General features: G+C 56.1%; 10 protein-coding genes. 6 read left to right on the top strand and 4 right to left on the bottom strand.

The annotated features are described in order from the left end of the window. Positions 1 to 9 precede the first annotated feature (9 nt). From ABD851_RS13030 to ABD851_RS13015, 4 genes are all read left to right on the top strand, one after another. Complete coding sequence (locus ABD851_RS13030; RefSeq protein ID WP_344979963.1) at positions 10 to 1014, top strand: sensor histidine kinase; 1005 nt, start codon at positions 10 to 12, stop codon at positions 1012 to 1014. Positions 1015 to 1031: 17 nt separating this feature from the next. Next, the gene (locus ABD851_RS13025) at positions 1032 to 1739 is read left to right on the top strand and encodes a response regulator transcription factor (RefSeq protein WP_344979961.1); all 708 of its coding nucleotides are present in this window, start codon (positions 1032 to 1034) and stop codon (positions 1737 to 1739) included. 102 nt (positions 1740 to 1841) lie between these two features. Further along, on the top strand, positions 1842 to 2144 hold the full coding sequence (locus tag ABD851_RS13020; protein ID WP_344979959.1) for a heavy-metal-associated domain-containing protein: 303 nt from the start codon (positions 1842 to 1844) through the stop codon (positions 2142 to 2144). Between the two features lie 76 nt (positions 2145 to 2220). Next, positions 2221 to 3000, top strand: coding sequence for a peroxiredoxin family protein (locus ABD851_RS13015; protein WP_344979957.1), 780 nt, complete (start codon positions 2221 to 2223; stop codon positions 2998 to 3000). Between the two features lie 8 nt (positions 3001 to 3008). Here ABD851_RS13015 and ABD851_RS13010 read toward each other — a convergent pair whose 3' ends face one another. From ABD851_RS13010 to ABD851_RS12995, 4 genes are all read right to left on the bottom strand, one after another. Next, positions 3009 to 4775: an ABC transporter ATP-binding protein gene (locus ABD851_RS13010; protein ID WP_344979955.1), complete on the bottom strand. Its 1767-nt coding sequence runs from the start codon at positions 4773 to 4775 to the stop codon at positions 3009 to 3011. Between the two features lie 91 nt (positions 4776 to 4866). Beyond that, positions 4867 to 6630 (bottom strand): ABC transporter ATP-binding protein, encoded by a 1764-nt coding sequence (locus tag ABD851_RS13005; protein WP_344979953.1) that lies wholly within the window; start codon positions 6628 to 6630, stop codon positions 4867 to 4869. Positions 6631 to 6727: 97 nt separating this feature from the next. Further along, on the bottom strand, positions 6728 to 7417 hold the full coding sequence (locus ABD851_RS13000) for an MgtC/SapB family protein (RefSeq protein ID WP_344979951.1): 690 nt from the start codon (positions 7415 to 7417) through the stop codon (positions 6728 to 6730). Positions 7418 to 7465: 48 nt separating this feature from the next. Continuing rightward, positions 7466 to 9004, bottom strand: coding sequence for a glycoside hydrolase family 10-like protein (locus tag ABD851_RS12995; RefSeq protein WP_344979949.1), 1539 nt, complete (start codon positions 9002 to 9004; stop codon positions 7466 to 7468). Between the two features lie 145 nt (positions 9005 to 9149). Here ABD851_RS12995 and ABD851_RS12990 point away from each other — a divergent pair, with 145 nt between their 5' ends. After that, positions 9150 to 9935, top strand: coding sequence for a 3-keto-disaccharide hydrolase (locus ABD851_RS12990; RefSeq protein ID WP_344979947.1), 786 nt, complete (start codon positions 9150 to 9152; stop codon positions 9933 to 9935). Positions 9936 to 10045: 110 nt separating this feature from the next. Next, the gene (locus ABD851_RS12985) at positions 10046 to 12247 is read left to right on the top strand and encodes an alpha-N-acetylglucosaminidase (RefSeq protein ID WP_344979945.1); all 2202 of its coding nucleotides are present in this window, start codon (positions 10046 to 10048) and stop codon (positions 12245 to 12247) included. The last annotated feature ends 14 nt before the right edge of the window (positions 12248 to 12261 follow it).

Below are 12261 nucleotides of genomic sequence, written 5' to 3'. Positions count from 1 at the left end.
CCGACAAGCATGAGCTCCCGGAGCCGCAGAAAGATCGATACAAAACGGATTTCTGTCTTTTACTTCTTCCTCTTCATCTACACCATTGCCGCACTGATCTGGTGGGGCTATCTTTTGTTCGAGCAAAGCCGGGACATCACCCAATACGAAAAAAACAATCTCGAGCTGAAGATCGACCGCGACAAACACCCCGCGGCCTACCGTTATGAGCTGCTGCAGATCGAGCATCGCGAGAACCTGCGTTCCCTCAAGTACTGGGGCGAGGGGCTTACCTTCCTGGTGGTGATCCTGATCGGGTCCGCCTTTGTATACCGCGCTGTCCGGAAGCAGATGCGGCTTTCCCGGCAGCAGCATAATTTTATGATGGCCGTCACCCATGAGCTGAAATCGCCCATTGCCGTTACCAAGCTGAACCTGGAGACCCTGCTGAAGCGGCAGCTGGATGACGGTCGCCGGCAAAAGCTGCTGGAGAATACGTTGCGGGAGACCAACCGGCTCAACCATCTTTGTAATAACATGCTGCTGGCCTCGCAGATGGAAAACCGGCAGTATCATATGGTAAAGGAGCCCCTTGATTTCTCGCGCCTGTTGCAGCAGTGCATCGAAGACAACAAGGCCCGCATCAGCGATCATGAGATCAAGGGAGAAGTAATACCGGAAGTGTGGGTCAGCGGGGACGATATCCTGCTGCGGATAGCCGTCAATAACCTGGTGGAAAACGCCGCCAAATATTCCCCCCGGGATACGGAAATTGATGTGCGTCTTTCCCAGGACGATGCGCAGCTGCTGCTGCAGGTGGCCGACCAGGGAATGGGCGTTGCCGACGTGGAGAAGAAAAAGATATTTGACCGGTTTTACCGAGTGGGTAACGAAAATACCCGTAAAACAAAAGGGACCGGTTTGGGGTTATTTCTTACAAAGAAGATCGTACAGCAGCATGGCGGCATCATACGGGTGGTCGATAATATACCCAAAGGCAGTATTTTTGAGATCGTAATACCCGTTCACCGCTGACAGACCTGACAACGCCCATGAAGACACCGGCAAAAGCATCCATATTACTGGTGGAAGACGAGGAGAACCTGCAGGAGGCCCTGAAGCTGAACCTGGAGCTGGAGGAGTACGAGGTGACCACTGCAGACACCGGCACTGCCGCCCTCAAAGCGGTAAAGCAGGAGTATTTTGACCTCATCATCCTGGATATCATGCTGCCGGAAATGGATGGACTTACCGTATGTGAGAATATCCGCATGCAGAATAACGATGTGCCCATCCTGTTCCTGAGCGCCCGGAACAGCAGCGCCGACCGGGTGCTCGGGCTGAAAAAGGGCGGGGACGACTACATCACCAAGCCGTTTAACCTCGAAGAGCTGCTGCTGCGCGTGGACAAGCTGATCATCAAGAACAAGCGGCTCCGGAGCAAGGACAGTAACCTCAGCCAGTACCGGTTCGGAAACTGTATGATCGACTTCTCGGCACAGGAATGCATCGGTAAGGACGGTAACAAATACGAGCTCAGCAAAAAGGAAGCCATGCTGCTGAAGCTGCTGATCGAATACCGGGGAGAGGTGGTCACCCGCGAGAAGATACTCCAGGTGGTATGGGGATATAACGTGTATCCCACCACCCGCACCATCGATAACTTTATCCTCAACTTCCGGAAATATTTCGAGGAGGACAGCCGCCATCCCCGGCATTTCCACTCCGTCCGCGGAGTAGGATATAAGTTCACGGACTGATCCGTCCTGTACGCTCCGGGCTGTATCGGCCGTTCCCGCGCGGCATTATTCCTCCGGAAGGGTGCTTTATCTGTTTTTCGTATCTTTATAAAAAGAACAGTGATGCTGACCAGGATGTATGAAGTAAAGGGAATGAGCTGCAGCTATTGCGTAGCTACGGTAAAGCAGCGGCTGCAGGCCGTACCCGGTGTGATCGGGGTGGTCGTGCAGCTGGACAGCCCGCAGGTGATCCTTTCCGCCGAAGCGCCCCCGGAGCCGGCTGTCCTGCAGGAGCAGCTGGGAGAAGATTATACCATCAGCCTCCTGCCGGTGACGCCCGCTGCGGCATCTTCCCGGCAGGAACCGCAGTCCGGCGCCCTGCGCCGCCTCGGCGGTCTTTTCCACAAAAAGGACTGCTGCCGTTAACTGCCTTTGCCGGACGGATGCACGGTTGATGAGATGGAAGTTCCCGAATCCATTTCCACCATAAAACCCTCTCGCTATGAAAGCGCTCCTTCCGATAATTCTGCTGTTTTGCCCGCTTCTCCATGCCCGTGCCCAGGATAGTTCTGGAACGTATACCGTTGTCAAGAAAACAGCAATGCTCCGGGAAAATAATGATCAGGCTGCATTGACTGCGGCATTAGATGCGGCTCCGAGAACACGGGAAGCGAGAGTAGCGGTGTATTTAAAATTTGTCCGTACCCACCCTGATTCACAGGCAAGCGGCGATGCCTTGCGGGTGATCCAGAGCGAGATCTCCTGGCGGGAACTGGAAAGCCTGTACCAGGGTCTTTCGGAAGAGGTCAGGAACAGCAAGCCCTGCCGTAATATCCCCTATACTATCGCCGCCGGGAAAAGAACCGATATCGGCCGGCCGGCTCCTGACTTTACACTGGCGGATGTCAAAGGTGATTCCGTAAAATTGTCTTCTTTAAGGGGAAAATATGTACTGCTGGATTTCTGGGCCAGCTGGTGCAAACCCTGCCGGGCGGAAAATCCTTATATCCTGAAAGCTTACCGACACTTCAAAGACCGGGGTTTCACAGTGCTGGGCGTTTCCCGGGATGAGGACAGCGAGAAATGGAAGGCCGCGGTGAGAGAAGACGGGATGCCCTGGCAGAACACAATAGACCGTCAGCCCTGGGAGAAAAGCGTGATATGGCTGTACGGTGTGTACCCCATCCCCGATAACTTCCTGATCGATCCTTCGGGAAAGATCATCGCACGTGATCTCCGGGGCGATGATCTGGAGAAAAAGCTCGCGGAAGTGATGAACTGAGCTGCCGCTCAGCTTTCCCGCTTGTCGTGCAGCAGCATGTGCATGGCATGGTCCAGGGAGCCGGCGTTGACGACATTGCCGGCGTTTACAAAATAGATCTCATCCGCATTTTCAATGGTATTCAGCCGGTGGGCGATGATGACCCGCGTGGTCTCCGCAGGCAGCTGCTGCAGGATATCTTCCAGCAGCTGCTCGGTTACGGTATCGATGTTGGCCGTAGCCTCGTCGAGGATCAGCAGCTCCGGACGGCGCAGCACGGCGCGGATAAAAGCGATCAGCTGCTTCTGCCCCAGGCTGATGCTGTCGCCCGTGGCGGCCACTTCGGTATCCAGTCCCTTTTCAAACCGCTCCAGCAGATGACTGAGTCCCGCTCCGGCAATGACGGCTTCCAGCTGCTCGCGGGAAAGGCTTTCCAACTGCGCGTCCCCGTATACGATATTGTCCCGCAGGGTGCCGGTGAACAGGAAAGGGTCCTGCAGGATGAACCCTATCTTCGCGCTGCGCTCTTCCGGCGTATAGCTGCGGATGTCTTTTCCCGCCAGCAGCACTTCTCCTTCCGTAGGATCGTACAGCCGCGCGATCAGCGAGGCCGTCGTGGTCTTGCCGCCGCCGGTAGGTCCTACCAGCGCATAGGTCTTCCCCGGCTTGAGGTCCAGGTTGATATGATGCAGCACCTCTTTTCCGTCGGGATACCGGAAAGATACATCCTCAAAGCGGAGCAGCGAGGCCGGGGCTTCGGGTAAGGCGGCGGCCGCGGGAGCCGGCAGGGTCAGCAGGTCCGTCCTGAACGAAAGTATCCTGGAGATGCGGTCCCAGGCCGCCATGGCGATCTGGAAGTTGGCCCACAGGGCAGCCAGCTGCCGCAGCGGCATATAAAAGCTGTTGACATAGGCCAGGAAGCTGATCAGCAGACCGATGGTAAAATGCCCGGCAGCGATCAGGTAGATGCCGAAAGCCAGCACCACGAGCTGTGCGATATTGGCGCAGAAGGTAAATACCGGCATAAACAGGTTATTGGCCAGTCCGGCGCCCAGGGCGCTGCGGTAATTGTCGCGGTTGGCCTCGTCAAAGCGTTGCCTGAAATAGTCGCGGCGGTTGAAAGCAATGATCACCTTGAAGTTGTTCAGGCTCTCCTGTATCTCCGAGCTCAGCCCACCGGTGCTTTTCATGCTGGCGGCATTTTTCCGTTTCACCCAGGGCGAGATCACCTTCGTAAAGATCAGCAGCAGCAGGGCGGGACCCAGGGATGCGGCCCCCAGCTCCGTATTGATGGACAGCAGAAAGATGCCTGCGCCCAGCATGATGAATATGCTGTCGATAAACTGCACCAGCGACTGGGAGAAAAACTGGTTGACCTTGTCGGTATCGTTGTTGATACGGGAGATGAGGTCCCCCGCCTTGTTCTGGTTGAAAAAAGCCACGGGCAGCTCCTGCAGCTTGCCGAAGACGGCATTGCGCAGGCTGAACAGCATCCGTTGCCCCACGCCGCCCATGAGCTGGGTCTGCCAGTAGCGGGTAGCCAGCCCGATCAGGTACAATCCCAGCAGCAGCGCCGAAAAGGTCAGCACTCCGGAATATTGCTTGGTTTGTACATAATGATCGATCGTATAGCCGAGCAGGAAAGGGGCCAGCAGGTTGATCCCCGAATTTATCATGATAATGCCCATGGCCAGGAAAAGGTTTTTCTTTTCCTCGGCCATAAAATGCAGCAGCTTGTTCAGCGCCGCACGGGTGCTGGTTTTTTCTTCTGCCTGGCTGTATAGATTATAGTCCATTATGGATGATGTGCTGATTTACTTCGTACAGAATCTTTTTTATTGGTCTCAGTGAAGGCTTCGCCTTTGATGATTTGATGATGTGCTGATTTCAGACCGTCGCCTGTCCCGCTTCATAATAGCTGGTGCTTCTTTGCGAATTGTAGATCTGCACATATTCCGGGCAGCGCTGCATCAGCTCCGTATGTGTGCCCGCCGCGATCAGCTCCCCTTCCATCAGCAGGATGATCTGGTCGTACTGTTCCACCGAGCTGATCTTCTGGGTCACCGAAAGCAGGGTGAGGTCGGGATAATTGTTTTGCACCTGCTGTAATATCTTACGTTCGGTATGCGGGTCCACCCTGGCGGTAAAATCGTCCAGCAGCAGTATCCCCGGCCGGATGGCCAAAGCGCGGGCCAGCATGATACGCTGTTTCTGGCCCCCGGAAAGGCTGGTGCCGCGTTCGGAGACCACCGTGTCCAGTCCTTGGGGGAGGGTATGTATAAAATCTTTCAGCTCTGCCGTGGTAATGGCTTTGTCCATCGCCTCATCGGTAACCCGGGTATTAAAGGCGATGTTTTCGCGCAGGGTCATGTTAAAGATGATGCTGTCCTGGAACACCATGCCGGTCTGCTGCAAAAGGCTTTCTCGGTTATAGTCGGCGATCGGTCTTCCGTCGTACAGCACAATGCCTTCATCCGGCTGTAAAAGACCGGTCAGCAGGTAGAGCAGCTGTGTTTTGCCGGCGGCGGTGGGGCCGATTACGGCGGTACGGCTGCCGGCCGGTATATCGAAAGAGACGTTGTGCAGCGCCGCTTTTTCCCCGTAACGCACCGTAATTCCTTCAAGGCGGATATTGCCGTGCGGCGGTACGCTGAGCGCGCCGGTCTCTGCAGTTTCCGGGGCGTGCAGCACCACGTGCACACGCTGGTAGGCGGCGGAAGCCTGCGCGATGACGTTGCTCATAAATCCGATGACGAGTATCGGGAAGATAAGGATGGCCACATAGCTGTTGAAGGCGGCGAAGTCGCCCAGCGTCATGCTGCCATTGATCACAAAATGCCCGCCCAGCGCCAGGATGGTCAGGATGGCCATGTTGGATACAAAAACGATGATCGGGATCAGGGTGGCAAAGAGCTTTACGATGCTGATGCCCAGGTCCCGGGCCCGGGTGCTGGCGCCGATGAACTTTTCATATTCCGGCTGTTGCGAGTTCAGCACGCGGATCAGGGCGGCGCCCAGGATGCTTTCATTGATGACCTTGTTGAGCCAGTCCACCACCTCGCGGCTTTTTACAAAAAGCGCTTTCACCTTCTTGAGCACGACAAAAAACGATACGCCGATCAGCGGTATGATGGTCAGCACGGCCAGGCCGAGCTTCCAGTTTACCGACAATAACAGGACGCTGGCTCCGATGATGATGACGGCGGAGGATACGATCGATACGATGGCCTGCGATACGAACATCTTCACCGAATCGATATCCGAAGTGAGATTCGTCAGCAGCTTATTGGGATTCACCTGCTGGATGTAGGCATAGCTCTGGCGGGATATTTTGGCTGAAAGGGACGTGCGCAGATCCCTGGCCACCCGTTCGGAGGCAAAGGTCTGCACGATGCTCTGCAGATAGGTGAACACAAAGATCAGCAGCGTAGCCACCGAAAATTCCAGGATGATATCGCGAAAGGACCAGTGTCCCGCTGTGTAATTATCGATGCTGTTGGCGATGATCTTCGGCAATACGAGGTTCAGCCCGTTGCTGAGCAGGGCAAAGAGCAGCAGCATGAACAGCATGCGGGAATAGGGCTTCAGCAGCACCAGCATATTCGGCTTTGCCGGTGGCGGAGTTCCTTCCTGGCCGGTTTTTTTATTCATCACATTTTTTTAACGAATGATGCAAAAGTAGGCGGTCCGCACGGCAGGACAAAATCATTTCGGTCAACAAGACCATTTTACCGGTGAATCGCCGGGGTCAGGCTTCGTCGTCCGCATAGCGGATCTCGCGGACGCCTTCCGCTTCCCGCAGCTGTTCTGCCGCCCGGGTGATGTTGTTGAGGGCGGCATCGCGGGTGAGGATAAATTCCACATCATCCTCCTCCGGCTTGTCGCCGCGTTGGATGACGACCTGGGCCACATGCAGGCTGTTGTTTTCCAGGATATCCCGGATGCTTTGCAGGGAAGCCTGCCGCCGGTAGAGGATCATCTTGAGGATGCGTTGCCGGTTCTGGTTGAAAAGCCGTTTCTCCACCGGCTTGATGAGCGCCAGGATGATCAGGGTCAGGAAGGTGGTGACCACAGCCGCCAGGAAAAGGCCGGCGCCTACGGCAAGCCCCACGCCCGCCACCGTCCACAGGCCGGCCGCCGTGGTGAGGCCGCGGATGACCTCGCGCCGGAGGAACAGGATGGTACCGGCGCCCAGGAAGCCGATGCCGCTGACCACCTGTGCGGCAATACGGGAAGGGTCCAGCGTAACATGCGGAGTGCCCAGAATATCGGAGAAGCCGAAGGCGGATACGATCATGACCAGGGCGGATCCGAGGCATACCTGCATATGGGTACGCAGGCCGGCTGCCCAGTCGCGGCGCTGCCGCTCCAGCCCGACCACGCTGCCCAGCAGGGCGGCCACGCACAGCCGTATGACGATCTGTTCAGTGCTGATCACAGTATCCCTGTAGTTTAAACAATAAAATTAACGCAAAAAACATTGTTGTCATTCATCCGTATCCCGGATATACACCTTGTTGCTGAGCAGGCTTTCGTTGTGCAGCCGGTCCAGCGCGGTGATAAAATAGATATAAGGCTGCCCTTTGCGGTAGCTGCGGTCGGTAAAGGTCTGGATATGCGCGGTGTCCGGCGTATTATCTTTACCGACAACGGAGAGGATATAACGCGGATCGTTCAGGTTGCCGATGACGTTGCCGGGATAGCGGTATACGACATATTGATAAGTTTGCCGGCTGGTGTCGCCGTCCTGCCACAGCAGGTGCAGCCCGTCCGGTCCCTTACGGGCGCCGGTAATGCGGGGCGGCAGCGGCGGGATGCTGTCTAACCAGGGCATGGCCGGCGGGATGGCGGGATATCTGTACAGGTGATTACGCAGCGTATCGTCGAATCCCAGCGTATTCTTGTAAAAGGAGGTGGCGCTGAAGTAAATGCTGCCTTTCACCTCGGGGTAAGTACGGTTGGCCTTGATCTGGTTGGGCAACTCGGCAGGATTACGCCAGGCCCTGCTGCTGCCGATACGGTAAAGCGCCTGTCCGATATACAGATCGCGACCGTAAGTATGATGCGCCCACCAATCCACCAGCGTTTCATAGGCTACGGTAGGATGACCGAACTCCCAGTACAGCTGCGGCGTTATATAATCGATCCAGCCTTTCTTCAGCCAGAGCAGTATGTCCGCATACAGATCGTCGTAATTGGTGGTGCTGGCTTGGGTATCCGAGCCCCGGGGGTCGCTGTCCCTGTTGCGCCATACGCCGAAAGGACTGATGCCGAATTTGACCCAGGGCTTTTCTTCCTTGATGGCCTTGCTGAGCATCCGGATCACCGTGTCCACGTTATGCCGGCGCCAGGCGTCGAGCGACATGTCTTTTCCGTAGGTCCGGTAGGTGCGGTAGTCCGGAAACTCCTTTCCGCGTATACGGTAAGGGTAAAAATAATCGTCGAAATGCACTGCGTCAATATCATAACGCCGGACCACATCGCGGATCACCCGGGTCACGAAGGTCCATACTTCGGGGATGCCGGGGTTGAAATACCGGGTATCGCCATAGGTGACAAACCATTGGGGACGCAGCCGGGTGATGTGATTCGGGGCAACGGTCATGCTGGTCCGGAATACGGCGCGGTAAGGATTGAACCAGGCATGGAATTCCATTCCGCGTTTATGCGTTTCCGTTATCATGAACTGCAACGGATCATAATAAGGTGAAGGCGCATCTCCCTGTTTGCCGGTAAGCCAGTAGCTCCACGGCTCCAGATCGGAAGCATACAGGGCATCGGCGGCGGGGCGTACCTGTACCACCACGGCATTCATGCCGTTGCGTTTCAGCATATCGAGCAGGCGGATGTATTCGGCCTTCTGCTCGTCTGCCGGCAAACCGGGCCGCGAAGGCCAGTCGATGTTGGCGACCGTGGCGATCCAGGCGGCGCGCAGCTCTCTTTTCGGAGGGGTCTGGGCGTGCGTCCGTGCAGCGATCCCCGTCATCAGCAATACTGCGGTAAAGACAACGATTTTTTTAACCATGTGAACCATCCCTGCAAAATACATGCTAATGCGGAGAAGTGAATACCGTGGCCGGAAAAAAGTGAAAAAAGCAGCTTTTGGGTATAAAAAGGCGGAACTTTTGTACTTTACGGTTCTAATCCATCAAAGGTAAAAAAAGAACATTATGCAAAAGAAGACCTTGTTTATTGCATTGTTACTTACCGGCGGGGCGCTGGCCTCCTGTCAGCCTGGAAGCGGCAGCGCTTCCGGCAACGGGGATGATACTACGGCGCAGGCCGCAGGCGACGCCTCCGCAGCCTCTGCAGCAGCCGGGCAGAATCAGCTCAGCGACCAGGAGAAATCCGACGGCTGGCAGCTGCTGTTCAACGGGCAGAACCTGGACGGCTGGCGCGGTTATAAAAACGGCGCTACCACGGCCTGGGAAGCCATGAACGGGACGCTGCATTGCGACGGGCATAAAAAAGATGCGCCGGCAGTGGACCTGATCACCAACGACGAGTACCAGAGCTTTGAGCTTTCGCTGGCCTGGAAGATCTCCCCGGCGTCGAACAGCGGCATCATGTTCCATGTCAACGAAAAATATCCGACTTCCTCCGTCAGCGGTCCCGAATTTCAGATCATCGATGACGAAGGATGGCCGGGCAAGCTGGAAGATTGGCAGCATACGGGCTGTAACTATGCCATGCAGCTTCCTACCAGCCGCCCCGTAAAGGCCGTCGGAGAATGGAACACCACCCGCATCGTGGTCAACGGCGCGCATGTGGAGCATTGGCTCAACGGAGAAAAGATACTGGAATACGAAATGTGGAGCCCGGAATGGGAAAAACAAAAAGCCTCCGGCAAGTGGAAAGACCATCCGGAGTACGGGATGTCCAAAAGCGGCCATATCGCCCTGCAGTACCATGGCGGCGACGTGTGGTTCCGCGATATCAAGCTGAAGAAGCTGTAACCGCTTTTTGCGAAAACGCCCACTTCCTGTAGCCGGGAAGTGGGCGTTTTGGTTGGGCGCCCCGCCACAATTTTGTACCTTTCATCCTTCGTGATAGCAAAAGTATGGTCATGGGGCGTATCAAATTCTTATTCTTTGCAGGCATGATGATGCTGAACTTGAAGACCTTTGCCGGGCTGAACGAAGATGCGGCAAAGGCACTGATCAGACGTGTGGTTCCCGAAGCGGCAGACCGGTTTGAGGTGGCGGAAATTCCGCAGGAAAACGGGAAAGATGTATTTGAGGTGGAAAGCAGCGGCGGCAGGATCATCCTCCGCGGAAGCAGCGGCGTATCGGTAGCCTCGGCCCTGCATTATTATCTTAAGGAATACTGTCACTGCAGCATCACCTGGAACGGTACCAACCTGCAGCTTCCGGACCCGCTTCCGGCCGTGGAGAAAAAAGTACACAAGGTCACCCCTTATACCTACCGGTACTACATCAACTACTGCACGTTCAACTATACCATGGCCTGGTGGAACTGGGACCGCTGGCAGCGCGAGATCGACTGGATGGCCATGAACGGCATCAATATGCCGCTGGCATTGACCGGCGAAGAAGCGGTCTGGCAGGAGGTATACAAAGAGCTGGGCTTTTCCGATGAAGACCTGAAAAGCTTTTTCAGCGGACCTGCCTATTTTGCCTGGCTCTGGATGGGCAACCTCGACGGGTGGGGAGGCCCCCTGCCCCAGCACTGGATAGATACCCACAAGGCGCTGCAGAAAAAGATACTGGCACAGGAACGCGCCCTTGGGATGAAACCGGTGCTGCCCGCCTTCACCGGTCATGTGCCGCCTTCGTTCCGGAAAAAATTCCCGCAGGCCAGGCTGAAGAAGACCAACTGGGGCGTAGGATTTAACGATGTATATATCCTGGATCCGGAAGACCCCCTGTTCGAGACCATCGGTCGCAAGTTCATCGAAGCCCAGACGCGGGAATACGGTACCGATCATCTTTATTCCGCCGATACATTCAACGAGAACGTGCCCCCCACCAACGATTCCACCTTCCTGGATGCCATGAGCAAAAAGGTATATCATTCCATGGCCCTGGCCGATCCTGAGGCGGTATGGGTGATGCAGGGCTGGATGTTTTCCTATAACGCCCGCTTCTGGCATGCGCCGCAGATCAGGGCGCTGCTGAATGCCGTGCCCGATGATCACGTGATCGTGCTGGACCTGTGGAGCGAGTCTCATCCCGTGTGGAACCGTACGGAAGGCTATTATGGCAAGCCCTGGATATGGAACATGCTGCACAACTTCGGGGGCAACATCAGCCTGTTCGGCCGGATGCGCCATGTGGCTTCCGATCCGGCGATGGCGCTGCACGATCCCGAATCCGGTAATATGGTCGGCATAGGGCTAACGCCGGAGGCCATCGAGCAGAACCCCGCGCTGTATGAGCTGATGGCGGACAATATATGGCGCAGCGATATCATCGACCTGAACGACTGGCTGCCCGCCTATGCCCGGCGGCGTTACGGCGCGGCAGACGACAGTATCAACGAAGCCTGGAAGATACTTGAGAATACGGTATACAGCGGAGGGATCACCGAAGGAGGGCCGGAGTCCATCGTCGCCGGCCGCCCCACCTTTGAAAAAAATACCGCCTGGGTAAATACAGGGCTTACTTACGATCCGAAAGCGCTGCTCAGGGCCTGGGACCTCTTTATCCAGGCCGCGGACCGCCTGGGCGGGAGCGACGGGTTCCGGTACGACCTGGTGGACCTTACCCGGCAGGTGCTGGCCAACTATGCCACGCCGCTGCAGCAGAAATTTTCCGCCGCCTTCAGAAGGAAGGATGTAAAATCCTTTAACCAGTACAGCCGCCAGTTCCTGGAGCTGATAGACGATATGGATGAGCTGCTGGCCACGCGAAGCGATTTTCTGCTGGGCAGCTGGCTGGCGGATGCCCGCAGCTGGGGCGTCACCGAAGCGGAAAAAGATATTTATGAGTTCAACGCCCGTGACCTGATCACCTTATGGGGCGGCAAAAACTGTCCCCTGCACGAGTATGCCTGCCGGCAATGGAGCGGGTTGCTGAAGGGATTTTACCGGCCGCGCTGGAACGCTTTTTTCCAATATGCCGGCAAGTGCCTGGCCGGGCGGCGGGATGTGGACATGCGCAGCTTTGACGCGCAGATAAGGGAGTGGGAGTGGAAATGGGTGAACAGCCACGAAGAATATCCTACCGCCGCAAAAGGAGATGCCGTGGCGGCGGCAAAGGCGCTTTATCAAAAATACCGGAAAACCATTGAAGCCAGTTATCACTGAAGCATAAAATCAAA

This window comes from Compostibacter hankyongensis (assembly GCF_039541075.1).
GTDB lineage: Bacteria > Bacteroidota > Bacteroidia > Chitinophagales > Chitinophagaceae > Compostibacter > Compostibacter hankyongensis.
The sequence above is the reverse complement of the archived record's forward strand: the minus strand, read 5'-3'. Positions and strand labels throughout refer to the sequence as shown.